General features: G+C 68.5%; 30 protein-coding genes. 7 read left to right on the top strand and 23 right to left on the bottom strand.

Annotated features, from left to right (window positions below):
• Window positions 1-61: 61 nt before the first annotated feature.
• Both Q0863_RS15825 and recQ read left to right on the top strand, forming a co-directional pair.
• Window positions 62-667 carry a Dps family protein gene (locus Q0863_RS15825; RefSeq protein WP_298580649.1) on the top strand — a complete coding sequence of 202 codons (606 nt, stop codon included), beginning with the start codon at window positions 62-64 and terminating at the stop codon, window positions 665-667.
• A gap of 125 nt (window positions 668-792) precedes the next feature.
• Window positions 793-2,607, top strand: coding sequence for a DNA helicase RecQ (recQ, locus tag Q0863_RS15820; protein WP_298580646.1), 1,815 nt, complete (start codon window positions 793-795; stop codon window positions 2,605-2,607).
• A gap of 742 nt (window positions 2,608-3,349) precedes the next feature.
• Here the strand turns inward: recQ and Q0863_RS15815 are convergent.
• Entirely contained in the window at window positions 3,350-3,898 is a 549-nt protein-coding gene (locus tag Q0863_RS15815; protein ID WP_298580643.1) for a hypothetical protein, read from the bottom strand.
• A gap of 5 nt (window positions 3,899-3,903) precedes the next feature.
• Window positions 3,904-4,797: a hypothetical protein gene (locus Q0863_RS15810; RefSeq protein ID WP_298580640.1), complete on the bottom strand. Its 894-nt coding sequence runs from the start codon at window positions 4,795-4,797 to the stop codon at window positions 3,904-3,906.
• Between the two features lie 337 nt (window positions 4,798-5,134).
• Here Q0863_RS15810 and Q0863_RS15805 point away from each other — a divergent pair, with 337 nt between their 5' ends.
• The 4 genes from Q0863_RS15805 to Q0863_RS15790 are packed head-to-tail and all read left to right on the top strand — an operon-like array spanning window position 5,135 to window position 7,359.
• Window positions 5,135-6,067, top strand: coding sequence for an SOS response-associated peptidase family protein (locus Q0863_RS15805; protein ID WP_298580637.1), 933 nt, complete (start codon window positions 5,135-5,137; stop codon window positions 6,065-6,067).
• Window positions 6,064-6,858 carry a hypothetical protein gene (locus tag Q0863_RS15800; RefSeq protein WP_298580634.1) on the top strand — a complete coding sequence of 265 codons (795 nt, stop codon included), beginning with the start codon at window positions 6,064-6,066 and terminating at the stop codon, window positions 6,856-6,858. Before Q0863_RS15805 ends, Q0863_RS15800 begins: the two co-directional genes overlap by 4 nt.
• Window positions 6,859-6,866: 8 nt before the next feature.
• Window positions 6,867-7,109 carry a hypothetical protein gene (locus Q0863_RS15795; protein ID WP_298580630.1) on the top strand — a complete coding sequence of 81 codons (243 nt, stop codon included), beginning with the start codon at window positions 6,867-6,869 and terminating at the stop codon, window positions 7,107-7,109.
• Window positions 7,099-7,359 carry a hypothetical protein gene (locus tag Q0863_RS15790; RefSeq protein WP_298580628.1) on the top strand — a complete coding sequence of 87 codons (261 nt, stop codon included), beginning with the start codon at window positions 7,099-7,101 and terminating at the stop codon, window positions 7,357-7,359. Before Q0863_RS15795 ends, Q0863_RS15790 begins: the two co-directional genes overlap by 11 nt.
• A gap of 28 nt (window positions 7,360-7,387) precedes the next feature.
• Here Q0863_RS15790 and Q0863_RS15785 read toward each other — a convergent pair whose 3' ends face one another.
• Window positions 7,388-7,735, bottom strand: a complete 348-nt coding sequence (locus Q0863_RS15785) for a hypothetical protein (RefSeq protein WP_298580627.1) — start codon at window positions 7,733-7,735, stop codon at window positions 7,388-7,390.
• Window positions 7,736-7,970: 235 nt separating this feature from the next.
• Between Q0863_RS15785 and Q0863_RS15780 the strand changes: the two genes are divergently transcribed.
• Window positions 7,971-8,273: a hypothetical protein gene (locus Q0863_RS15780; RefSeq protein WP_298580624.1), complete on the top strand. Its 303-nt coding sequence runs from the start codon at window positions 7,971-7,973 to the stop codon at window positions 8,271-8,273.
• A 183-nt stretch (window positions 8,274-8,456) separates the two neighbouring features.
• Here the strand turns inward: Q0863_RS15780 and Q0863_RS15775 are convergent, their stop codons facing one another.
• From Q0863_RS15775 to Q0863_RS15680, 20 genes are all read right to left on the bottom strand, one after another.
• A complete protein-coding gene (locus tag Q0863_RS15775; protein ID WP_298580621.1) occupies window positions 8,457-9,071 on the bottom strand; it encodes a hypothetical protein in 615 nt (204 codons plus the stop codon).
• Window positions 9,068-9,520 (bottom strand): hypothetical protein, encoded by a 453-nt coding sequence (locus Q0863_RS15770; RefSeq protein ID WP_298580619.1) that lies wholly within the window; start codon window positions 9,518-9,520, stop codon window positions 9,068-9,070. Before Q0863_RS15770 ends, Q0863_RS15775 begins: the two co-directional genes overlap by 4 nt.
• A 6-nt stretch (window positions 9,521-9,526) precedes the next feature.
• Window positions 9,527-12,205, bottom strand: a complete 2,679-nt coding sequence (locus Q0863_RS15765; RefSeq protein WP_298580615.1) for a phage tail protein — start codon at window positions 12,203-12,205, stop codon at window positions 9,527-9,529.
• Window positions 12,198-12,419, bottom strand: a complete 222-nt coding sequence (locus Q0863_RS15760; RefSeq protein WP_298580613.1) for a hypothetical protein — start codon at window positions 12,417-12,419, stop codon at window positions 12,198-12,200. Before Q0863_RS15760 ends, Q0863_RS15765 begins: the two co-directional genes overlap by 8 nt.
• Complete coding sequence (locus Q0863_RS15755) at window positions 12,416-12,841, bottom strand: hypothetical protein (RefSeq protein ID WP_298580610.1); 426 nt, start codon at window positions 12,839-12,841, stop codon at window positions 12,416-12,418. Before Q0863_RS15755 ends, Q0863_RS15760 begins: the two co-directional genes overlap by 4 nt.
• Window positions 12,832-13,917 carry a phage BR0599 family protein gene (locus tag Q0863_RS15750; protein WP_298580607.1) on the bottom strand — a complete coding sequence of 362 codons (1,086 nt, stop codon included), beginning with the start codon at window positions 13,915-13,917 and terminating at the stop codon, window positions 12,832-12,834. Before Q0863_RS15750 ends, Q0863_RS15755 begins: the two co-directional genes overlap by 10 nt.
• Window positions 13,907-15,091, bottom strand: coding sequence for a hypothetical protein (locus tag Q0863_RS15745; protein ID WP_298580604.1), 1,185 nt, complete (start codon window positions 15,089-15,091; stop codon window positions 13,907-13,909). The genes Q0863_RS15750 and Q0863_RS15745 overlap by 11 nt, the downstream gene beginning before the upstream one ends.
• The gene (locus Q0863_RS15740; protein ID WP_298580601.1) at window positions 15,078-17,606 is read right to left on the bottom strand and encodes a tape measure protein; all 2,529 of its coding nucleotides are present in this window, start codon (window positions 17,604-17,606) and stop codon (window positions 15,078-15,080) included. The genes Q0863_RS15745 and Q0863_RS15740 overlap by 14 nt, the downstream gene beginning before the upstream one ends.
• A gap of 162 nt (window positions 17,607-17,768) precedes the next feature.
• Window positions 17,769-18,209: a hypothetical protein gene (locus Q0863_RS15735; RefSeq protein WP_298580598.1), complete on the bottom strand. Its 441-nt coding sequence runs from the start codon at window positions 18,207-18,209 to the stop codon at window positions 17,769-17,771.
• Window positions 18,209-18,958, bottom strand: coding sequence for a hypothetical protein (locus Q0863_RS15730; RefSeq protein ID WP_298580596.1), 750 nt, complete (start codon window positions 18,956-18,958; stop codon window positions 18,209-18,211). The genes Q0863_RS15735 and Q0863_RS15730 overlap by 1 nt, the downstream gene beginning before the upstream one ends.
• 36 nt (window positions 18,959-18,994) lie before the next feature.
• Window positions 18,995-19,444, bottom strand: a complete 450-nt coding sequence (locus Q0863_RS15725; RefSeq protein WP_298580593.1) for a hypothetical protein — start codon at window positions 19,442-19,444, stop codon at window positions 18,995-18,997.
• Window positions 19,437-19,787, bottom strand: coding sequence for a hypothetical protein (locus Q0863_RS15720; RefSeq protein ID WP_298580591.1), 351 nt, complete (start codon window positions 19,785-19,787; stop codon window positions 19,437-19,439). Before Q0863_RS15720 ends, Q0863_RS15725 begins: the two co-directional genes overlap by 8 nt.
• Window positions 19,784-20,587, bottom strand: coding sequence for a hypothetical protein (locus Q0863_RS15715; protein ID WP_298580589.1), 804 nt, complete (start codon window positions 20,585-20,587; stop codon window positions 19,784-19,786). The genes Q0863_RS15720 and Q0863_RS15715 overlap by 4 nt, the downstream gene beginning before the upstream one ends.
• Complete coding sequence (locus tag Q0863_RS15710; protein WP_298580586.1) at window positions 20,584-20,775, bottom strand: DUF1508 domain-containing protein; 192 nt, start codon at window positions 20,773-20,775, stop codon at window positions 20,584-20,586. The genes Q0863_RS15715 and Q0863_RS15710 overlap by 4 nt, the downstream gene beginning before the upstream one ends.
• Window positions 20,772-21,068 (bottom strand): hypothetical protein, encoded by a 297-nt coding sequence (locus Q0863_RS15705; RefSeq protein ID WP_298580583.1) that lies wholly within the window; start codon window positions 21,066-21,068, stop codon window positions 20,772-20,774. Before Q0863_RS15705 ends, Q0863_RS15710 begins: the two co-directional genes overlap by 4 nt.
• A 2-nt stretch (window positions 21,069-21,070) precedes the next feature.
• Window positions 21,071-21,526: a hypothetical protein gene (locus Q0863_RS15700; protein ID WP_298580580.1), complete on the bottom strand. Its 456-nt coding sequence runs from the start codon at window positions 21,524-21,526 to the stop codon at window positions 21,071-21,073.
• Window positions 21,523-22,380 (bottom strand): hypothetical protein, encoded by an 858-nt coding sequence (locus tag Q0863_RS15695; RefSeq protein ID WP_298580577.1) that lies wholly within the window; start codon window positions 22,378-22,380, stop codon window positions 21,523-21,525. The genes Q0863_RS15700 and Q0863_RS15695 overlap by 4 nt, the downstream gene beginning before the upstream one ends.
• Window positions 22,381-22,385: 5 nt before the next feature.
• Window positions 22,386-22,754, bottom strand: a complete 369-nt coding sequence (locus Q0863_RS15690) for a hypothetical protein (protein WP_298580574.1) — start codon at window positions 22,752-22,754, stop codon at window positions 22,386-22,388.
• Complete coding sequence (locus Q0863_RS15685; protein WP_298580571.1) at window positions 22,751-23,041, bottom strand: hypothetical protein; 291 nt, start codon at window positions 23,039-23,041, stop codon at window positions 22,751-22,753. Before Q0863_RS15685 ends, Q0863_RS15690 begins: the two co-directional genes overlap by 4 nt.
• 83 nt (window positions 23,042-23,124) lie before the next feature.
• Window positions 23,125-23,481, bottom strand: coding sequence for a DUF2190 family protein (locus Q0863_RS15680; protein ID WP_298580568.1), 357 nt, complete (start codon window positions 23,479-23,481; stop codon window positions 23,125-23,127).
• Window positions 23,482-23,523 lie beyond the last annotated feature (42 nt).

Genomic DNA, 23,523 nt, shown 5'->3' with positions numbered 1-23,523 from the left:
CATTCGCATCTTCGTCATGCATGGCCTATTGTCGCCAAAACCACCTGACCCGAGGTCCACCATGTCCAAGAACAAGCCGGCCAAGCCGTCGAAGTCCGCGAAACCGGGCAAGTCCGCCGCCCCTGCAGCCGCGGCCCAGCAGAGCGCTGCGGTGGTCCCGGCAGCGTCCCCCGCCAGCAGCGGCAGCGGCCCGGCCATCGACATCGGCATTTCCGACAAGGACCGGCGCCAGATCGCCACGGCGCTGTCGAAGTTCCTGGCCGACAGCTACACGCTGTACCTGAAGACCCACAACTTCCACTGGAACGTGACGGGGCCGATGTTCAACGCCCTGCACAACATGTTCGAGACCCAGTACACCGAGCAGTGGACCGCGCTGGACGACATCGCCGAGCGCATCCGCGCGCTGGGCTACAACGCACCGGGCTCGTATGCCGAGTTCATCAAGCTCAGCTCGATCAAGGAAGAGCCGGGCGCCACCGAGGCGCCGGACTGGCGCGAGATGGTGCGCCAGCTGGTGGTCGGCAACGAGGCGGTGTGCCGCAGCGCGCGCAAGGCGATCGACGTGGCCGACGACGCCGACGACGAGCCCACCGAGGACCTGCTGATCCAGCGCCTGCAGACCCACGAGAAGTACGCCTGGATGCTGCGTTCGCTGCTGCAGTGATCCTGCCGCCCGCGCACGCGGGCCGGCGCTTTCCCGACGACGGCGCGGCAACGCGCCGTCGTCGCATCCCCCTCCGGGCGGTTTTCCTACAAGCCAGGCGGGTCCCGGCTGGCTATCCTGCACGCATGAGTTCCCCCGCTGCCCTGAGCCTGCTCGAAACCACGTTCGGTCACCGCGCCTTCCGTGGCGAGCAGGGCGAGATCGTCCGCCATGTCGCCGAGGGCAACGACGCCCTGGTGCTGATGCCCACCGGCGGCGGCAAGTCGCTGTGCTACCAGTTGCCGGCGCTGCTGCGCGACGGCGTCGCGATCGTGGTGTCGCCGCTGATCGCGCTGATGCAGGACCAGGTGGACGCGTTGCGCCAGCTGGGCGTGCGCGCGGCCTGCCTGAACTCCACGCTCGACGGCGCCGCCGCGCAGGCGGTGGAGCGGGACCTGCTGGCGGGCGGCCTGGACCTGCTGTACGTGGCGCCCGAGCGCCTGCTCACGGCGCGCTTCCTGTCGCTGCTCGAGCGGGCGCCGCTGGCCCTGTTCGCCATCGACGAGGCGCACTGCGTCTCGCAGTGGGGCCACGACTTCCGCCCCGAATACCGCGAACTCACGATCCTGCACGAGCGCTGGCCGCAGGTCCCGCGCATCGCCCTGACCGCGACCGCCGACCCGCCCACCCAGCGCGAGATCGCCGAGCGCCTGCAGCTGCAGGACGCCCGCCGGTTCGTCAGCTCGTTCGACCGCCCCAACATCCGCTACACCGTGGTGCAGAAGGAGAACGCCAAACGCCAGCTGCTGGATTTCCTCGAGCCGCACCGCGGCGAGTCCGGCATCGTCTACTGCCTGTCGCGGCGCAAGGTGGAGGAGACCGCCGGGTTCCTGGCCGGCCACGGCATCGACGCGGTGCCGTACCACGCCGGCATGGACGCCTCGCTGCGCATCGCCAACCAGCACCGCTTCCTGCGCGGCGAGGGCGTGGTGGTGGTGGCGACGATCGCTTTCGGCATGGGCATCGACAAGCCCGACGTGCGCTTCGTGGCCCACATCGACCTGCCCAAGTCGATCGAGGGCTACTACCAGGAAACCGGCCGCGCCGGCCGCGACGGCGAGTCTGCCGAGGCCTGGATGTGCTACGGCCTGGGCGATCTGGTGCTGCTGCGGCAGATGATCGAGCAGTCCGAGTCGGGGCCGGAACGCAAGCGCCTGGAGCACCGCAAGCTCGACGCCCTGGTGGGCTATTGCGAGACCATGCGCTGTCGCCGCCAGGTGCTGCTGGACAACTTCGGCGAAGCCCTGCCGCGGGCCTGCGGCAACTGCGACAACTGCCTCTCGCCTCCCGAATCCTGGGACGGCACCGAAGCCGCGCGCAAGGCCCTGAGCTGCGTCTACCGCACCGGCCAGCGCTTCGGCGCCGCGCACCTGATCGACGTGCTGCGCGGTGCCGATACCGAACGCATCCACCAGTTCGGCCATGACCGGCTGGCCGTGTACGGGGTCGGCACCGACCTCGATGCCCGCAGCTGGCGCGGCGTGTTCCGGCAACTGGTCGCGCTGGGCCTGCTCGAAGTCGATGCCGAAGGCCATGGTGGCCTGCGCCTGGCCGAGGCCAGCCGCCCGGTGCTGCGCGGCGAGCAGCCGGTCCTGCTGCGCAAGGAATCGCTGCGCAAGCGCGGCCGCGGCGGCGAGGCCCGCGCCGCCCGCCCGGCGGTGGAGGTCCCCGCGGCCGACCGTCCGCTGTTCGAAGCGCTACGGAGCCTGCGCACCCGGCTGGCGCGCGAACAGGGCGTGCCGCCGTACGTGATCTTCCACGACGCCACCTTGCGCGAGATCGCCCGGCTGCGCCCGCAGACGCCAGGCGACCTCGCGCTCGTCGGCGGCATCGGCGCCGGCAAGATCGAGCGCTACGGCGACGAGGTACTGGACGTGGTCGCGGAGAACGAGGCGGCCTGAGCCGGGACCAGCCGCGCAGGAACGCGGCGGTGGTCGATGCTGGGCCGTGATGGATTCGAACCGCGCCGCCCGATCTTCCGGCTGCGACGAGGTCACCGCGCCGCCGCGCGCCGTGGGCCCGCGCGCCAGTCCTGCGGTGGTGGGCCGTGATGGATTCGAACCGCGCCGCCCGACCTACCGGCCGCGACCAAGGCCGCCGCGCCGCTGCGCGCCGTGGGCCTGCGGGCCAGTCCTGCGGTGGTGGGCCGTGATGGATTCGGACCGCGCTGCCCGATCTTCCGGCTGCGACGAGGCCACCGCGCCGCCGCGCGCCGCGGGCCCGCGGGCCAGTCCTGCGGTGGTGGGCCGTGATGGATTCGACCGCGCCGCCCGATCTTCCGGCTGCGACTAAGTCACCGCGCCGCCTCGCGCCGTGGCCCCGCGGGCCAGTCCTGCGGTGGTGGGCCGTGATGGATTCGAACCGCGCCGCCCGATCTTCCGGCTGCGACGAGGTCACAGCGCCGCCGCGCGCCGTGGGCCTGCGGGCCAGTCCTGCGGTGGTGGGCCGTGATGGATTCGAACCATCGACCAGCGGATTAAAAGGCTTGGCCGCTGTGCCGCCAATTCAATCAGTTGCAGCCGAGAAAATTACGGACTGCCACACGTGGAACAGGCTTCAGCCCGTGCCACCTCTGCGAATTTTACGGAGGGACGTCGCCGCATGCCACACGAGGGCGCGCCTATCAATCATCGACACGGCCCGTCAGTCGACGTGGATCCTGTAGGCCAAGAAGTGGATGCCCAACAGGGTGATAAGGATCATCTGCCAGAACATGAACTGGTAGACGAAGACAAAGGCCCCTTTTGCCAAGTGGAAGCCCACGGGATCGGATATGTTCGACAGGACGGCCGTTGGCACCGCCCTAAGCAAGTGAGCTACCAGCATCGCTAAGCTGACCAATGCGAGGTAGCCAAACATGTACGAAAGGAACTGCCGGCGCGGCAATGGCTTGCCCTTAAATTGAATGCCAACCATGTCCTGGTCGAGGGACTTCCTGGGGAAAGTAGCCACAGCTGCCAATCCAGCCACGTAAAAGCCGACGAGAACCTGCATAAAACTGCCAACTCCAGAGAGCAAGCCATCCCCGCCTCTGAAGGGCATCGCCTCAGGCCAGCGAGCCCAGACCAAGGTAACTATCGCTGCTGCGGCGGCCGGGTATAGCAGGTCTACCCAGAGCTTTTCGTGTCGGGCCGAAGTAATGCGGAGATACGACAACGGCGTAACGAGCTGCTTCAGCACCGCAACGCTCATCCCGGCTACTCCTGTTCGGCAAGCTTAGCTGCCATTTTCCTGAGGAAATCCACCACGACTTCCTCGTGGTCGTCGCTCATGGGGTGATCTAGATTGATTCGCGCCGTCCTGACAACGGCCCGATCAAGGGCAAAACCTTCCGACTCCAGGGTTTCCTCGTCGAAAGCGTTAGGGTCCAGCTCGACAGAATGGCCCTTTTTTGTGCCAGCCTCTGTGTACTGCACTCTGACCGTGTCCCACCGTTCCCGGCGTGCCAGCGAAATAACTGCCACCAGGGAGTCCTTAACGACTTGCAGGGGGCTCCTGCCTTCGACCGGATCTCGTGCGACACCTATTTCCAGAATTTTTCGTCTCCTTCGCAGGACATCAAACTCGTCGATCCCGCCGGAGTGGCTCTCATCTTTGAGCAAGTTGAAGCCGGCGACCACGCCCCCAGCCATTTCAGTCAATAGGTCGCCGCTGAACAAGCCTTCCAAATGAACTCCCGGGCGCCACTTTTGGACTTCGCCTCGATTGATCTCCATGCTTCGCTCACCTGCTCGCTGAAGCGTAGGGCGGATGCGTGCCAGAACCTGAGACGGCGAGAGGCCAGTAGCTTCCTCCAGAGCACAACGATAGACCTGATGATTGCCGACGGTTGTGTAATCGAGATCGATCAGGAGGTGTGCCTCCGTCCGGTTACCCTCGCCGTCTTCCTTTCCAATGCTGCGAGTAGCACCCGTTTCGATCATCGCGTAGGCAGCATCAACGAGGCTTCGATCAGCTAGAGAGAAGAGCATCCCGAAGTAGCTCTTGCCCTCAAAAACGGCCTCGCGAGCGTCAACGATCCGGATGGCCTTATTGGCCCCGTCCCGCACCGGCCGCTGGTAGAAGTTCTCTCCCCCTGCCGCTACGAGCATCGCGCGGAGGTCGTAAGGATCGCGATGCCGGGCGTCATCCTCATGGGATAGGCGCAGTTCTAGAAACCGGACCACCCGATACTTGCTTGACTTCACACCGCCCCCAAGACACGCCTGCTCCATCGGCGTCGACCGGCACGTTACCAATTTTCTCACGGGTTTTCCGAAAGCTCAGGCGGCCTGCCCGGCTGCGTGAGCCTAAGCGTATGTTTTTGCTTCAAAATCGTGTCCAGCGCAATGTGACATTCGACAGGTCGGGAGCGCATACCGGGCCGTATTGCGGGCACGATGAGACCTCCGGTCCAGTTCGCTAGGCTAGCCGCGATAACATCCGCCCATGTGCTACTCCGCCCAGGTCAACCGCGAGTTCAAGAAGTTCGTCCGGGCCACCGGCGGCCACGGGATGGACATCCACTCCTATGTGAAGGTGTTCTGGTGGCAGCAGGGCAAGGATCCCCGGAAGCGGCCAAAGGTGCCGCGCGGGATCGAGCGCGACCTACTGGCCAGCGGGCCACCCGAGCTGGCCGAGATGGTCCGCAGTTGGGACGCCTGGGAGATCGACCAGCTCACCCAGGAGATCTTCGCCCAGCGCCGGCGCGTCGCCGACGCTGAGCGGGCCCTGCAGGCCAAGGCCACTAAGAAGGCGGCCGAGGACGTGCGCATCGGCAGCAACAAGGTGGCCGCGGCCCAGCGCCGGCTGGACACCCTCAAGGGCAGGGAAAGCGACCAGGACTGGCGGATCTACCCTGGCGTCTACGCCCCGGTGATCGTCGCCGAGGGCGGCCAGCGCCTGGTCAAGCTCATGCGCTACCAGTGCCGTCCCGCCGGCAAGCCGGCTTTCTACGACCGCAAGTTCCCGGGCACCTACAACGCCAGGCGCGACAACCTTCAAGGGTTCTGGCGCGCCCAGTTCGGCCAGCACCACGGCCTGCTGGTGGCCGACGTCTTCTTCGAGAACGTGGAGGGCCCGGACGGGAAGAACCGGGTGCTCGCGTTCACGCCGCGCGATCGCGAGCCTATGTTGATCGCCTGCCTGTGGTCCAGCTGGTCAGACCCGAAAGGCAGCGAGCCGGATCTGCTGTCCTTCGCCGCCATCACCGACGACCCGGAGCCGGAGGTGGCCGCGGCTGGCCACGACCGCACGGTCATCAACATCAAGCCGGAGCACGTCGACGCCTGGCTGAACCCCGAATCGCATGGCCTCGACGCCCTGCAGGCCATCCTCGACGACAAGCGCCACCCCTACTACGAGCACCGCGAGGCGGCATGAGCGATCTGCACGACATGGACGAGCTCCTCGGTATCTCGTTCGGCGATTTCGTGCCGCAGGCCGATTCCGTGCTGGTCAGCATGCACGTTCGCACCCGCGACGACGCCGGAAACGTCGCCGTAGGCACGCGCGACCCGGTCTTGATGGACTGGAACATGCTGCGAACGGTGCTGGATTTCCTGCCGCAGCTGGTGTCCACGGTGGCGGGTTTTCGCGCTGGCCACACGGTCGCTCCAGCGGCGGACTCTACGCCCCTGCCGGCCTGGAATGATGGCCCCAGGCCGCCGCTTGGCCGGCCGCTCTACCAATGCACGGGCTTCGGCATCCGAGACCCTGACCCGACCATCGACGGCGTGGTGGCCGTCATCGGCGGAGCGCCAATCGGCGCAGACCCGGAAGATGGCGTGGAAAGCGACTACCTGATCTCCTACCGCGCGTTGCTCGGCCTGCAGGAAAGCCTGGCCAAGGTCATCGCCCGCGTCGACGCGCAGGACTTCCGGCCCCTGAAAGAGGCAGATCCAGCGACGGACGGCGCTGCCGTTTCCCGCCCTCCGGCCGAGCGCGTGTGCGTGCACATCACCGTGCCGGAGATCCTGTCGAGCATCTCCTCCGTACGCCTGCAGTTCCATACCCAGATGCTGGGCCAGACGCCAAGTGCGGGCGAGACCACCGAAGTGGTCGTTCCCTTCCAGGTGCTCTACTCGTTCGCCCAGGCGTTGCCGCAACTCCTGACCGACATGAATGAGATGGGCGCCAACCAACCGCTTTTCGAAACCGGGAAGCCGCACTAGGAGCTGCCATGCCGCACCAGGATCGCGCCACGATCGACCGTCGACTGGCTGAGCTTGAGGCCCAACTGCCCACGCTCATCGCCGAGACCAGCCCGGAGAGCCTGATCGACGCCTTCGCCGGCATCGCCGACGAGATCCGCGAAAGTGCCGCGCCTGCGGACCTGGCGCACGTCGACGCCAGGATCCACTGCATGCTGCACGAGGCCGGCCTGGTGCCGGGCGACGAAGACGAGCCCTGCGATGACGCCTGACCAACTCGAGGAGCGCCTGCAGCTGCTGGCGCGCGAGGTGGGCGAGTTCTCCAACGCCCGATCGGGGCGCACGCCCCGCGAGTTCGCCACCTGGTTCTGGCACCGCGCCGAAGACATCAAGGCGGAAGCCGGGCCCGAGCTGGCGGCGGACGCCCAGCAGCGCATCGCCGATATCGCCGACTCGGCGCTCGACGCCGGCCTGTTCGGCACCACGGGCGGCGAGGACACGGAGTTCCCGGCCGAAGTTTGAGCGTCCGGGGCGGATCCGACCGAGGGAGCTACTGCGCTGGGCCGACAGGCCCGACCTCGCCCGCCGCGGCTTCGGGCGCCGCCGCCGGCGGCGGCATCCCCGCGATACGCGGTCGCGGAATCCGGGCCGCCTCGGCGCGCAGAGCCGCCTCATGGCGCCGCGCCCAGGCCTCGGCGCCCGCCTTCCCGCTCTCGAAGGAACGGCAGCTGCGTTGGATCCACGGACTCATCGGCTCGGCGTAGGGGCACAGCCGCGCCATCCAGCTTCCGTCGATCCGCTGCAGCAGCTGGGCCACCGTCATGCGGCCGAGCACCAGCGCCAGCTCGCCATTGGCGAACTGGTGCCGGGGGATCCACTCGAAGCCTTCGGGGAGCATCCCCGGAAGGGTACGCCCGCCCGTCGCACGTCGCGAGAAAGGCGCCAGCCGCGCCCCGGGGAGCGGGGCGCCCGCGCGACTGGGCCATCGAGGTCACGTCGGCTCCGCACGGTGCTGGCGGAGGGGAGTATGCGACCGAAAGCGTGCACGCCCAACTCAACCAGCGCGGGCCCGCCATTGCCGCGGCTGGTACGATCGGTTCACCGCGGCCGCCCGGCCGCGCTGGGGACCTGATATGGATGACGCCTCGCTTCTCACCGGCGGCCTCGGCCTTGTCGTCGTGCTGTTCCTGTTCGTGCTCGCCCTGCTCTGGTTCCTGTTGCCGTTTGCGGTGTTCGGCATCAAGGATCTGCTGAAGGAACTCATTCGCGAAACACGGGCGACGCGCGAAGTGCTGCAGGCCACGCGAACCGAGGCCACGGCAGCAAGGGAGCTTCGGCCTGTGGGCCCGCCGCCACCAGGAGGCACGGCTCGACGTGTTGGCGAACGGGTTGAACCCACGTTCGGTGAGATTTTGGACCGCGACCGCACCAGCTAGGTGGCGCCGAACCCGGCGAAGTACTGAGCGCCAGCAGCCGCCCTAGGTGCGGCCCGCCCCTCGCGCATTGCCCGTCATAAGTCGGGCGTCACAGCGCGGTGAGGCGTTGCTGGCGAATGGACGATACAGACTCAAGCAACGATGCGCTGTCGGGCGGGAGCTTCTCCAACTGTGAGAAAACTCTCACCCCCACTCGGTGGCGCCCGCTGGCAGGTAGGTCAGGCCAGTCGGCCGAAACCGAATGACCACGCCATTCTGGAGGCTGGCGGCCGGGTAATACGTCTTGCCAGAAGTAACAGCGATTGGCAGGTTGGCCATCTGCACGCCGTTGACGTAGCCGGTCAGCTGATTCACGCCGAAGTCCACTTTGACGGTCACAACGTCGTTTTCCTCATATCGACTCGTGCCGCCTCCCGAGGTATTTCCGACAGTCATCCTGCGATAGATTCTGCCACTCACGAACGAGCCTGAGTCGTCGTTGAGGCCCAGCGTCTCAACGTAGGAGGTGCCTAGATAGGTTCCGATGACCGAGCCGCTGTTCGTCTTGTCTGCAATTCCGACCATGGCGGCCGACAGTGACGGCCGAACCGGCATCAGCATTTCGAAGGCGTAGACTCCCGCGCTCCTCCCCTGCGTGGTGTAAACGGTCTGATACCCGCTGCCTGCCTTCGTCGCGTCCAGGTTGCCATTGGACAGCGCAATGCTCGCGCCTTTCAGCGCCGGGTCGAACGTCGAGCCGGCCGGCGGCGGCACTGCGGTCGATCGGTCGGCCGCCGCCAGGATTCCCAGTGGAATCACGGCGCGGCCTCCAGGTTGCCCTCGAGGTCCCAGATGTCAGCCGCGCGCTTGATGAGGGTGGCCTTGCCGTAGCGCTTGCGAATTTTCAGGGTCTCGGGCGTGCGGATGGTCACGCCAGTGTCGGCCACGACGGTGGTCTGGCCGGCGCCATCCTGCGACAGGTCGATGCGGGTCCCGAGCGGGAAATCCACGGAGCTGTCGGCTGGCACGGTCAGCGCGTTGGCAGCCGCGTTGTCCATCGCCACCAGCTTGAACGCGTCGGCGAGCACCAGCGTGTAGCTGGTGCCGGTCTGCAGATTCTCGGCCGATGTGAGGGCGAACGCGCGCAGCGCCTCCAGCGTCACCTTGCCGCTCGTGTTGCTTGGGTCCGTGCCTTGTTCGATCTCAAGCAGATCTGCTGCGGACAATGCCCCGGCAGGCGCCAGTGCGGAAATGATCAGGTCGGCCATGGCCTCTTATCCCTTGGTGATGCGGAAGTCGCCGGCGACCGTGACACGGCTGTCGCCGCCAACGGTCACACGTCGATCCGGCGAGTTGATGGTGTAGGAGAACTCGCGAATCTGGGCCTGCCAGCTGACCAGCCCATCGCGCTCGGCTTCCACCTCGATCCGCACCAGCCCGTTGCCCGAAGGCGTCACCGCAACGGTGTTCCCGGCGATGCCGGTCTGCGTGTCGTCCAGGACTTCGTTGAGGTAGCAGCGTACGGTCAACGTAACGCCCGCCTCCGGTCCAATGTCGCCAACGGATTGGTCGACGAGCTGGTCGGCCTGCGCGATGCGATCGCGGAATGCGACCAGCAACGCCAAGGTTCCAGACAGGCTGGTGGGATCCGCCTGGCCGTTGATCGTGAGCGCGGCCGGCGGATATGGCCGCGCGGCGCGCTGATCGAGGACGACAGACAGCGGAGCGACGTCCTCGGGGTCGGCCTCCTGGGTGCCAGTGCGAGGAAGCAGCTTGGCCTCGACTGTTTCCGCAGTCGCGTACTCGATGCTGTCGGTTGCGGCCCATGCATCATAGAAGTAGATGCGCTCGCCGGCAGCGTGCTTCACCGCCACCGTATCCGCGCAGGCCCGGCCCAGTGTTACGGCGCCGGTCTCCAGATCCAGCGCATCCACGCGCACGATCTCACTACCCCACACGGCGGCCGACCCGAGCCCCACTCGCGCGAGCATACTTCCGCCAGACAGCGTGAACCCTGTGTCCGTGAATCCAGACCCCTCGGTCACCAGCGCGCTCGGGCACCAGTCAAACGTGCCGATACGGTCGAACTCGCTGCCGGATGGGCGCGTCAGGAGCGCATATCCTTGTCCATTCCCGGGTTTGGCACCGAGCGCGAGGATGTAGCCCGCGTCCGGATCGAGGGCGGCCAGGTCGCCTGCGGACAGCACGCCTGCCAGCTCAACGTACGGCGCCTCGAACAGTACCTGGTGCACGATCGGCTCGGGCACCGGGCTGGGTTCCGACACGGTCGGCTGACCCACGACGTATGCCGTGGCCGGCATGGCGAAACTGTCCTGAACAGCCACCAGCCGGATGGCGCCGCTTTGAAGCGTGCCGCGATCGATATCGGCCACGCGGCACACCATGTCGGCGATGCCTCGTTTGGGCGACTGCAGGCGGAACGCGTGGCCCTTGCGCCAGTTGTAGGGCTTTCGATTGGTGGTCTGGTTGAAGCGCCGCGTGGGCGTTGACTTGTTGTGCAGGTCGCGCAGGGCCATGCGGTTGGCCAGCGCTTCGTACGGGATCTCGGGGTAGTCGCGCACCTCGGGGTTCACGCTGCCCAGCGTGTTGATGGCCGCCAGTGCATGCACGTGGGGCGTGATGCGCGATTGCTTGGTGTCGGGGTCGAACCACTTCACCGCCACCTGGTTGACCGCGTCGTCCCGATTGGTCGGGTCCTCCTGCCAGTCCAGGATGTCGTCGTCCGTGAGCACCGGCAGGACGGCGATCTCAGCGGGCGACAGTTCACGGATCAGGTCCAGATACCACTTGCCGTTGTAACGCGAGCACTCCGCACCGATCAGGTCCAGGATGCGCTGGCGGAACTGTTCGATCGTCTCCTGGGCGTGGTTGTACTTCGTGCAGATGCCGAAGCCTTCCTGATACAGGCGATCGGCCGCCGCGGCGAAGCTCGGCTCGTCGATCGATGCGACCGGCTCGCCCTGCAGGTAGGCGAGGCTGTCGTAGATGACGTGGGCCGGATTCATCGCATGCTGTTCTGCGATGACCGAGACGGAGGAATTCAGCATGCGGTGCGCCGTGGCGCTGCCCAAGGTGCCGCCCGTCTCGATGTCCCGCCCATCCACGCATGCATAGCACACCCAGCCTGAGAACGGACCATTGCTCTCCGGCACGATGACCCGCACGCCCTCGGCACGCGGATACGTTGGCACCTCCTCCGGTGGTGTGGCAGCTCCGAGCGTGACGTTATGCACGCCGATGACCGCACCGCTGTCGTCGTAGTTGGTTTTCACGTCGATGTGGAACGACTGGGGCACGCCTTGGGGAGCGTTGATGTGCAGCCAGGCCAAGCCCACGGCACCGATCCCGGTGGGCCAGTTGATCAACGAACCTACGTCGACGACGCTGTAATCGTCCGGATTGCTCGACCACGTTGCCACTTCTGCCGGAGCCGTAAAGAGGTGCGGATTGTTGGACGTGGCGCGCCACTGCATGCTCCACATTGGCGCTGCGATGAGCGGGACTGCCGCCTTCTCCGGATACCAGCACACCCCATCCAGCCACCCCGCGTAGATTCGCTCCGTCAGCACCGAAATCGGCTTCGGGTACGGGTTGCCCGCGCCATACCGCCCGCTGTTGAACTGCAGCAGCGCGACGCCGTTGTGGTTGGACGGGTCCGGGCCGAGCGCGGTCTGGATGTAGGCGTTCGGCTCGGCGTCCATCTCGCCGAACATCACGTCGAACGTGCCCTGGATGCCGCCTTCCTTCTCCTCGCCGCCCCACAGGTTGGGCTGGTCGACCTCGATGCTGCCGCTGGCGGTCAGCTCGCCCACCCAGGCGTCGACGTCGCCGCCGCGGATCTTCAGCAGTTTGTCGAACGGGCCTTCGTGCAGCGCCAGCTGGAAGAACGGGTGGTACCAGTAGCTGACGGTCTGCTTCTTGCTGCTACCCATGGGCGCGGCCCTCGCACTCGCGGGCCCACTCCACCAGCTTGGCGGCCATGCCGTCGCCGGTGGCCAGCAGCAGCTCGGCGTCGATGCCGTGGCGCAGGAAGTCGGACCAGTCCAGCCCCTGGGCGCGGAACCACGCGCGCGCCTTGGGCAGGCAGAAGCCGGCGCGTTCGTTGAAATACGGGATGGTGCGCAGGTGCGTGCTGGTGACGATCACTTCTTGCCGCCCTTCTTCCGGATCGGCTCCGGGTCGCCGTTGCTCCATGCGGTCCACTTGCCGTCGTCGGTCCACACGCGGCCGTAGATGCGCTCCAGCGCGGCGCCGTCTTCCACCACCGGCTGCTGGCCTTCGGAAGGCTTGGGCGGCTCCACCTTGGGGCGCATGGCATAGCTGATCAGCAGCGACACCACGAACAGCACCAGCTGCACCCACCACGCGGCGCGCGGCTCGCCCGGGGCCGGCGGCGGCCGCAGTCCCAGCACGTCGACCAGCAGCAGGCTGCCGGTGAGGGTGGCCACCACCACGGCCGCCCAGAACGCGGTGACGCGCGTCGCCTCGCGGTGCTTGTCCAGCACCAGGTAGCACGCCATCCACCAGCACCAGCCGGCCTTGCGGCGCGCGCGCGCGGTCAGCCCCATGCCTGCGACCTCCCCATGGGGCTGGCGACGGGCAGGTACTTGAAGCCCGGGTAGTGGATCTCGTTGCCGCGGGCGGTGCACGCGTCGAGGTTGTGCGGGCAGCCCCAGTAGGCGCGCAGCACCAGGCCCGCCAGCAGGTCCGGGGCGCCATAGTCGATGGTGATCGACGTGCCGAGGTGGGCGAGGATGTTGCGCGACTCCACCAGGCCGTTGTCGCGCGTCCAGCGGATCAGCCCGCCCTCGAGGCCGAAGGGCGCGGTGGCGAACTCCGGCGCGGTGAGGGTGAGGCCCACGGCGTCCACGCCCAGCGTGGCCAGGAACCACAGCGGTTCGGTGTAGACGGTGACGGCGTCATCCACCGCCATGCCGCTGCTATCGTCCAGCGTCAGCACGTCGCCGGCGATCGAGAGCACCTCGGCGGTGTGCGGCTGCTCCATCCCGTCGACCCACTCGATGGGCCCGGGCGCCAGCGGCCGCGGCGGGTGGCCGGCGAGCGCGATGGTCACGTCATCGCCGTCGATCGCCACCACCGTTGCCGCCACCGCGATCGGCTCCGGGTCCAGGTTGCACTGCATGTAGCCCTGGCTGTAAAGCGCGACGCCGCAGTTGCGCGAGATCCGCTTCGCCCGCCCCGCCGTGCGCGAGTTGCTGCGCGACGGGTCGCAGGTGAGCGTCATCTCCACGTCCTTGAAGGATGGCGCGAGCACGCGGCCGCTCCACTCCTCGTGGATCTCCTCGTCCGGGTCGCCCAGGTGCGTGGTGGCGATGGTCACGTACACGCGCGTGCTGGGCGGGTACGGCCGCCACCAGCCCAGCAGCACCTGCGTGGGCGGCGTGTCAGTGGCGGCCGGATCCAGCAGCGCCGGCATGGTGATGGTGACCTGCGCCTTGCCGCTGCTGGCGGTGTCGCGGATGGGCGAGTGGCTGATGCCGCGGGCGGCCTTGTACAGGTCACCGCCGATGGTCAGGTCGCGGTCGGTGGAGTTGAAGCGCTCCACCAGCGGCCCGTGCTGGAACGTGTACAGCGCCGCCTTGCGGCCCAGCACGCGCGAGAGCTCGAACAGGCTAAACCCCATGGGCCACCTCGCCACGGAACTCCAGCGTGGTGCGCACCACGTCGCTGGTCCACCAGCGCAGCACGTTCACGTCGGCCTCCTGGCGGCACAGCTGCAGGAAGGCGACCTGCGCCACGTCCACGGCCAGGAACGCGGCGGGCAGCGCGCTGTCGAGCGTCACGCGCTCGGTGGTGGCACTCAGCTCGGTGGCGCCGGTGATGCGGCGGTAGTACGTGGTGCCGTTCCACAGCGTGATGCGGATGTCGCGCCGGTTCTGCGCCGGCGCGGCCAGGCTGTAGCCCGCCCAGGCCACGTCCAGCGCGGTGGCGCCCACCAGCACGTTGCCCACCACGCGGAAGTCGTGCGCCAGGCTGGGCACCCACAGCGCGCCCCAGCTGCCGCCCAGCGCGTACAGCAGCGAGCGCAGCTGCGCGGCGGCCTCCAGTCCCTGCACCGTGCAGGCCACGCGGATGCGGTTGCGCGGCTGGCCGGCCTGGTCCACAGCGAACGGCAGCGCCAGGCCATCGTCCACCGTGGTGAAGGTGCGCTCGGGCACGTCCAGCGGGTCCTGCGTCCACTCCAGCGGCAGGTCCAGCACGGGCACGCCGCGGTAGGTGAGCTCGCCGAACGCGGCTGGCCACGCCACCGCGGCATCGGCGCGCCACTTCACCTGGTAGGCGCCGGCGTCGCCGGTGAAGCGCGGCAGCTCGAGCATGCCATCCAGGCGCGCGGGCATGACCGGGTACACCAGCGTGCCGGCGGGCCAGCTGGCGTCCAGCGGTTCGGCCAGTTCCAGCACTTCGTCGGTCAGGCTGTCGATCGACACCAGCGCGTGCTGCCGCGGCGTGGCGCCTACCAGCAGCGCCTGCCCGCCGGCGACGAAGTGGCGCCAGCGCGTGTCCAGCCCGATGGTGGTGCCGCCCAGCGACAGCGGCGCGGCCAGCGCCTGCCCTTCCATCGGCCAGGGCACCCACCAGCGGCCATCGCCGTTGGCGTTGAGCAGGTTCTCCAGCCAGCGGCGCTCGTCGGCCTCGGCCAGGCCGTCGAACGTGAGCCGGACGTGCGGCTCCGGCCGCAGCCGGATCCGCTGTTCCGGGCCGGTGGCCGCGGGCAGGATGTCCGTGCGCGAGTCCAGCTGCTCGACGAACTCCCCGCCGGGGAAGAACGGCCAGGGGACGGGGTCAGCGAGCGCCATTGACCAGCGCGTCCCAGTTGTTGCGTACGTGGGTGAGAATCACGTCCTCGCCATCGGCGCCGGCCAGCGCGTTGGCCACGGCGCGGTCGCCGATGGCGACGATGGGCGTCTTGACCATCGTGCGGCCGCCCTCGCCCTGCCCGATGCCGCCGTTGTAGCGGTGGCGCGGGTCGCCCTTCGTCAGCACTTCCTCGCCGCGCTTGAGGATCGCAGGAACCTCGTCCGGGCCCAGGCCGGCAATGCCGCCGGTGTGGTAGCGCGGCGCTGCGCCGAACAGCATCGGGCTGAGGTTCTGGCGCGTCTGTGCCAGCCGCCCGGCGATGCCGCCGCTGTGCGCCACGCCGGCGCCCGTGCCGCCGCCGAACGCGCCCAGCGCGGCACGCACGGCGCGCAGCGCCAGCTCCTGCGCGATCATCTTCGCCACGCCGGCGACGAAGCTGCGCACCATATCGGCGAAGGCTTCCTTGAACGTCTTCGTGCCGTCGACCAGGTCGCCGAGGAAGTCGCCGAAGGCGTTCACCGCCTGGTCCTCGATCGCCATCGCGAACTTGCGGCGCGAGGCCACCACATTCGCCAGCTCGCCGTCGATCTGGCCGAGGAACAGCAGCGCGTCGGCGGCCTCCTTGCTGTCGGGCGACAGCGTCTGCAGGTAGGCGACAGTCTCCGCGCGCAGCTCGCGCAGCTTCACAAGCGCGGCCTCGCGCTCGATGTTCAGCCGGCGCTCGCCCTCGCCCATTCCCAGCGCCCCGGCCTCCATCTGGGCGCTGATCGACCCTTCCGCCCCGGACAGGCGCCCGGTGATCTGCGACAGCCGCTCGCCCAGCTCGTCCTGCTGCGCCTTGGCCACCAGCCGGTCGATGAGGTTGCGCACCATGGCCTGGCCAGTTGCGTCGCTGGCGGCCTCCAGGCGCTTGAAGAGTTCGAGGTACTCCTCTTCGAGCTTGGCGCGCGCGACACGCCCGGTTTCGCCGTCGAGCTCGAGCATCGCCAGCTTGACTTCACCCAGCTGCTTCGCGAGGGCGCTCTCGGCTTCGGCCTGCTCGTGAGCCGCCGTCGTGGCAATGTCCGCACGATCGCGCAGCAGGATGGCGATCTGCTCTTCGAGGTCGCGGCGCTTGGCCAGGTCCTTGGTGACGGCCAGCTCGTTGCGCGCCTGCTCGATCTCCAGGTCGATCGCCTGTTCCTGCAGCTGCTGACGGCTGGCGAAGTACTCCCGGAACCCGATTTCGCTGCCCTTGTACAGCCGGTCCAGCTCGGCCAGGGCGCGGGCGACGGAGTCGCGCATCAGGGCGTTGGATCGGGCGACGGCCTTGCCGGCATTGCCGCCGCCGCCACCGCCCCCGCCTCCACCCCCGCCGCCCTGCGAATCGGCGCCGGTGAGCACGTTGCCGAAGTCCGGCCGCTCCGGTGCTGCCGCGCCGAATTCCTTGTACAGCCACGGGAACTGCTGCTTGAGGTAGGCGCCGACGCCGAAGACATCCTTGGGGTCGCCGCCAGCGGCGCGCGCGCCGAGGGCAGGCAGCGACGCATTGCGTTTCAGGAATCCCTCGACGCCTGCGAACAGGTCACGGGTCTCCCGCGCGACTTTGCCGATGCCATTGGCGACGGTCGTGGCCAGCCGGGCGATCTGCACCAGCGACGAGATCATGTCGGCGAAGCCCTGCTTGGCCTCGTCGGAACTGAGCCAGCCCGCGAGCTCGCTGATCGCTTCGGCCAAGTCGCGGCTCGCGCCCTCGGCCTGGTCTGTATCGCCGACCAGTTTGGTCAGGGCGTTGCGCAGCTGCGTAACTGACTTGGACACCGTGAGCGGAAGGCTGCTGAACTCGTCGTCGATCTGCTGGGCGCTGTTGCGAAGCGCACGCAGAAGAATCTCGGAGCTCACCTTGCCGTCGTTGACGTACTGCCGTACCTGGCCGGTGTGAATGCGCAGTTCGTCGGCCAGCGCTTGCACCAGCCGACCATTGGTGTCGACGATCGTGCCGAACTCTTCTGCTCGGAGCACGCCGCCGGCGATGGCCTGCGACAGCTGCCGGATGCCGTTCTCGGTGTCCGCAGTACTGGCGAACGAGACGGCGAAAGACTGGCTGATGGTCTTGGTCAGCGCGAGGATGTCGTCTTGCGCAAGGCTGGTGGTCTGGCTGAGCCGGGAGTAGAGGGCCACAACCGCGCCCCAGTCCGCGGATGTCCGCTGCGCAATGCGGAACGTTTCCTGCTGCGCCTTGTTGAACTCCGCCTGCGACTTCGTGGCGAGGCGCAGACGGCCAGCCAGGTTCGCGGCATCGTCGGCCAGACGGACGTAGCCGCCGGCCGCACGCATCGCCCCGTACAGCGAAACGATGCCGAGCAGCTGCTGCCGGACCGCGCGCAGGCCTTCCTGCCACCGGCCCGTGCTCGGTGCCACCTGCGCGGCCTGCTTCTTGACGCTGGCCAGCTCGCCGCGCAGCAGGCCGAGGCCCTGCTTGATGTCGGCCAGGTCGGCGGAAATGCGGACGCGGAGGTTGGGGCCGGTTGCCATGTCAGGAGGTCAGCTTCTTCACGAAGGCCTGGAAGTCTTTCGGTTCGTAGTGCGCGGCGGCCCGCTGGATCGTCAGCTGGTCCACCAGGTCCATGCGCCGGCAGCGGTCGCCGGCGCGGGCGAACGCCCGCAGCTGCGCGAGCGTGTAGTGCTTGATGTCGCTCAGCCGGTGCCCGCGCTCGATGAGGAGCTCGACGGCATCGGCCCATCCCCAGTCCGCGACTTCGCTGCCCTGCCCGTCCACTCGCCGCGGAGCAGTTCGGGCAGCTGGGCGAAAAAATCGCGGTTCACCTCGAACACGGCCTTGCCCAGCCGCAGCAGGTCGGCCGCGGTGCCCTTCCCCAGCCAGTCGGCCGGCTTGCCGGTGATCACCGCCGCCAGCTCGATGACCTGCGGCAGGTCGTCGGCCAGCGCCGCCATCAGGAAGTCGGTCAGGCCTGCTTCGCTGTCGATGTCGGCATCGAGCAGCCGGTCCAGCAGCGGCCGCGCGAGCCGCACCACGGCACTGATCTGGAGGAGCTCGAGCGGCCGGATCTCCAGCCGCTCGCTCCGGTAGACCACCTCGACCGGTGCCGGGTCGAGAACGTCCAGGTCGTCCGACATCAGTCGACCACCAGGATCTGGAAGTACTTCGACAGGCCCGCGCCCTTGCTGGTGTCGGACATCAGCGAGCCGTTGACCTCGCCGGCGCCGTACTCTTCGCCGATCAGGCCCAGCTGGCTGATCACGCCGCCCGACAGCTTGTGGCCGATCACACGCACCTGCTTGCCGCTGCGCGCCTCGTTGAGGCCCGCGAACACCAGGGTGTACTGCTTGGCCGGATTGACGAAGGCTTCGGTGACGCTGTGGGCGTCGTAGTCGAAGTCGACCTCGATGTTGGCCGCGCCGGCCACCGGGGCCGCGATGGTGCTGGTCTCGGGGATCCACAGGCCGCCGTTGTCCAGCACGTAGTCGGTGCCCGCTGCGTAGGCCACTCCACCGCCGGCCGGCTCCACGGTGTCGATGCTGGACGCGTACTTCGAAAGCGGGGTCCAGCCGCCCTTGTAGGCCACCAGCGCCTCGGCGGCCACCGTGCCGGCGGCGACGTCGGTATTGCTGGCGCGCAGGAAGCGGGCGAAGTTCTCGCCCTTGAAGTCGTGGAACGTGAGGCTGAACTGCACGTCGCTGACGCGATCGATGCGGTTGCGCAGGCCGCCGCCGGGCTGGGTGAAGTCCTGCAGCTGCAGGGTATTGACCTGCGGCGAGAACGACAGGGCCGAGCAGTTGCCCACCGGCAGGAAGGGAGCGGCGGCGCCGAACTCCTTCATCAGGATGTGGCCGCTGCCCACGTAGCTGTAATCGGGTGCTTCCATGGAGGTATACCTCGGGGTGATGCCGCGGGGCGGCGGTTAGAGGGCTGGGGAGTGGATGGGAATGTTCCCGGCCACCGTGACCTGCACGCCGATCCAGCCGGCGCCGGCCGGCGCCAGCAGCGGCTCGGCAGACTGGTAGACGGGGAACTGGTAGCCGACGGGGAAGCGCACTTCCTGCCGCGCCAGCGCGGATTCGATGTCCTGGACGATCAGGTCGAGGCGCTCGCGCGCGTCGGTGAGCTGCGCCGGCACGCGGGCCACGATGTCGACGGTGGTGGCGCGGTGCGTGCGCACCACCGCCGGCTCCGTGGCGCGCACCTGGCGCGACCACACCACGGCGATGAACGGCTCGTCGCTCTCGGCCAGCTTCGGCGTCGGCTCCAGGGTGACCGTCTGGCCGGCGTTGGTGTTGTAGCCGCCCGCCTGCAGGATCTGGCGCATGCAGTCGGCCACGGCGTCCAGGTAGATGGCGCGCGGGCTAGCCATGCTGCACCCACCAGGCGCTGATGCCTTCGTCGTGGCGCGTGCGCTGCGCGAGGGTGAAGGATTCGGTGACCAGGCCGGCGGCGTCCAGCAGCGAGACCACGCCACCCTCCTCCGCCGCGAGCTCGCTCACCTGGAAGGTGATGCGGGTGCGGAAGGCGGAGACAGGGGCGATGTCGTCGCCGAAGTCCTCGACGTTGCGGTCCACCAGCACCGTGCACGGCACCGCCGGCGCACCGGGCGCGGCGTCCGGCGCGAGGTACTCAGCGGCGTCGGCGATGCCGGCCGCGGCGAAGGTGCCGAAGGCGGCAGCGTCGAAGGCCTGCAGGAAGGCGCGCTGGCTCATCCGCGCCCCCGGAAGCGCGCGGACGCGATGGCCTTGGCCAGCTCGCGGTTGAAGTGGAACGGCATGAGGCGGTTCCACTGGCGCTGCGCGAGGCCATAGATGTCGAAGCGCTGGCGGTACCGGGGCGCGCGCACGAACACGAAGATGCTGCGCACCGCGCTGCCGAAACCGGTGGCGAGCCGCTCATAGATGCCGGGCAGCAGCCGGCCGCGCTTCTTGTTGAGCACGAAGTAGTTGCCGCCGCGCGTGCCCTTCTTCGCCTGGCGGCGCCGCCGGCGACCGCGGCTCGCCTCGCTCTCGTTGGAGACGTAGCCCGCCTCGCGGCCGGCCTGCAGCTGCGACAGGATCTGCCGCACCTGGCCGGCGGGCACGTTGCCGAAGGCGTCGAGCTGCACGCCCTTGCCCGGCACCGCGAACATGCCGGCCGGCAGCGATGCCCCGCCGCCGATGCCGCTGGAGCGCAGCAGCGCCTCCATGCCCTTCGGCCGGCGCGCGCCGCCCTCCACCTGCGGCAGCAGGTACTTCGAAGGCGGCGTGCCCTTGGCGGCCTCGTCGCGGATGTACACCTCGGCGAACGGGCGGGCCTTCGTGGCCTTGCGGTATTGCACTGCGTTGACGGTGAAGGGCGTAGGCCGGTCGAAGACGCGCTGGGCGGTCGCCTTCCAGGTGTTACGCAGTTCGAACGCGACCGCGTTGCTGGCCTGCATGACGGCGAACGGCAGCTGGCTGCGTTCCAGCTCGGAGAACTGGCGACCCAGCATGCCGTCAGCGTCCACCTCGACCCGGAGCGGCAGGCTCATGCCAGGCTCCCTAGCAGAACCTTGACCGCGCGGATGGCGCGCAAGCAGTTGCGGCGGCTGTTGAAGCCCTCGTTGCCGGTGGCCACCACCAGGCCGTTGGCGGCGAACAGGCGCCAGCGCCACTGGCCGCCCTTGTCCTGGTACGGCTCGAAGCCGGCCTGCATCGGCCCACGGCGGAGGCGGCTCACGGTTGCACCTCGGTGCCCTGCACCGCGGCGCACTGGGACAGCTTGGCGTTCGCGCGCTCGAGGGCGGCGCGGCGCTGGGCGGCGACTTCGAAGCATTGGGCGATGGGTCCCTCTGCGATCGGCTCGGGCCGGGTGATGGCGGCCGGGATCGGCACGTAGACGCGCTTCTCCACCACTACGACCTCGGGCGCGACGACGGTGCCGGCGCCGGGCAGGTCGGGCTTGAGGTCGTGGCGCTCGCGGCAGCAGCCGGCGAGGACGGCGGCGATGGCGATGGCGAGCAGCAGGCGCATGGTCAGTACCCCCCGAAGGCCGGGCAGGCTTGCTGCACGGCGTTGAGCGCGGCCGCGCAGTCGCCTACGCGCACCTGGTCGGCATAGCGCTGGGTCCAGCTGGCCAGGGCGCGGTTGGCCTCCGCCTCGCGCTCGCGGGCCGCGGAGAGGGCCGCCTGGCCGGCTTCGTCCAGCCGACGAGCTTCCGCCTGGGAGTCGCGCAGCAGCTGCTGCACGTTGCGGAAGGCGGCCTCCCATTTGCCGGCGGCGGACGCCGAGGCCTGGGCAGCGTGCTTCCAGGCGTCGCGCTCGGCGACGTGCTGGGCCGCGCGGGCCGCAGCCGCCTCGGTTGCGGCCTCGGCTGCGTCCGCGGTCGCACCCAGCATGTGCACGCGCACGCCGAGCCCAGCCACGGCTACCAGCAGCAGGCCGCAGGCCCACAGCAGTGGCGTCACCGTGAGCTTGGACAGCCAGTTCATCGCGAGACCTCCACCAATGCGGCCTCACTCTCGCGGCGGGCGCACAGGCCGGCTTCGAGGCTGGTGCCGATCCACAGGCGGCACTGCGCGCGCAGCTGCGCCGCGAGGCACGCGTAATCACTGTCCGGCAAGCACTCGTCGCGGATGCGACGCTTTTCCACGTTACGGCTGCCCACCATGCTGCCGCCGCGGTTATAGGTGTTGCCGAACAGCGCGTCCACCACGCCCTGCGGGTGGGCGAACATGTCGTCTGCGTAGGCGCGCGTGGTGCTGCGCATGTACGCGGGCACGCTGGCGCTGAGGAACACGTCTTGGCAATAGGGGAACGGTGTGGTGATGTCGCGGTAGCGCGGCAGTGCTGCGCGGGCGGCGCTTCCGGTGAGGCCGGCGGTGGTTGCAAGGCGCTCGACAGCAGGGTGCTGCGCCCAATCGTCATGGATGGTCCGCGCGGTCTGGTGGCCGCCGTCGTAGCCGATGCACCAGGTGATGCCGCTGGAACCCTGCGGCCAGATGGGGGCGCGGTACAGGCGATCGTAGCGCTGCACGCTGCCGATCTCCCATCGCACCAGGTGCGCGAGGCCAACGGACGACAGGCGGGGGCCAGCCGCCGCCGGCATGACGTGCTTAGTAACGTCTGCCGGCGGCGGTGCCACCACGGCCTGCACCGCCTCGCGGGCGGCAACCAGCGTGGGCGCCACGATGGTGGCCGTTGCGGAACGCACTTCCTCGACCACCGGTTCCGCGGGAACGGTGTCGGATGCCGGCGTCATTGCGACGGGCGGCAGCGCCGCCGCCGGCGCCTGGGTGCAGGCGACCAGCAGCAGCGAGAGCGTGGCGGCGGCGAATGCGCGCATGGCAATCATCTCGGCGGCCAGAAGAAGACGAGCGCCAGCACCAGGGCGCCTGCGGTTTCGAAGCGGTCCTGCCGGATCAGCCACTGCGCGTGCAGGTCGCCAGCGAGTGCACACGCCTGCAGCTCGATCTCCCGCGGGCGAGGGATGTCATGGAGGTAGACAGCCTTGATCAGCCAGCCGCAGCCAAGCCAGGCGGCGGCGTATGCGCACAGCACTGGCAGTTCGGCCAGCCATGCGATCGCGTCACCTCCCAGGCGCACGAAGCTCCCCAGGACCACGTACCCCAGCACGCTGAGCAGCACCAACCCGGGCAGCCAGAGGGTGAATTCCTGCGAGGCGTAGAAGAACTTGCGGATACGCGCAAGGTTGATCATGGCGTTTTCTGAGCCTGTTCGACGGTGTTGACGCGGCGTTCGAGTTCGGTGATGCGCCAGATCACGCCGCTGTCCAGCTTGGCGTTGAGCACCTGGACATCGCCCGTGACGCCTTGCAGCTTCGTGGTCTGTTCGGCCTGCATGGATTTGATGTCGCCGAGCTGCGACGTGATGAACCAGGCGAAGGCCGCGGCGACGAAGGGCGCCAGCCCCACGAAGATCCGCACACCGACCTTGGCGAACTTCGATTCCATGGCGTCTTCGATGTGCATGTGCTGTTCGCTCATCGCCCCTGTCCGATCTGGTGTGAGACCCCTCGCCACACGTGCCCCGTGGGGCGTCATGCGTGCGGCGAGGGCTGCCGCTCCTGTCAGGCCTGGACCGAACCCGAGCCGGGGGTGAGCTTCGCGACGCAGGTCGTCGTGCCGTTGCCAGCCGCGGCGATTGCCACACCGAAGTTGTTGAGATCGCCGGTGGCCGCACTGGCGACGATCACCTGGCCGGCGCTGACATCCCAGATGAGCTTGTCACCGGCGGCGATGACGGCCGTCGAAAGCTTCGGCAGGGTGAAGGCACGCTCGATCTGGACGGCGACGTCCTCGCCCGCGGCGGCGTCGGTGACCGGAATGGCCAGCAGCGTGCCGACGATGAAGGGAACGCCCGAGGTGGCGCCGCCCGAGGGAGCCGGCACGGTGATCGTGTCGGCGATGCTGTGTGCGTTGAGCATGGGTGCAATCTCCAGGGAAGGTGAGTCGGTGCGCGACGACCG

The organism is uncultured Luteimonas sp. (genome assembly GCF_947492465.1).
In the GTDB taxonomy this organism is placed as follows: domain Bacteria; phylum Pseudomonadota; class Gammaproteobacteria; order Xanthomonadales; family Xanthomonadaceae; genus Luteimonas.
Note: the sequence above shows the minus strand (reverse complement) of the source record. Positions and strands in the feature narration are given on the sequence as shown.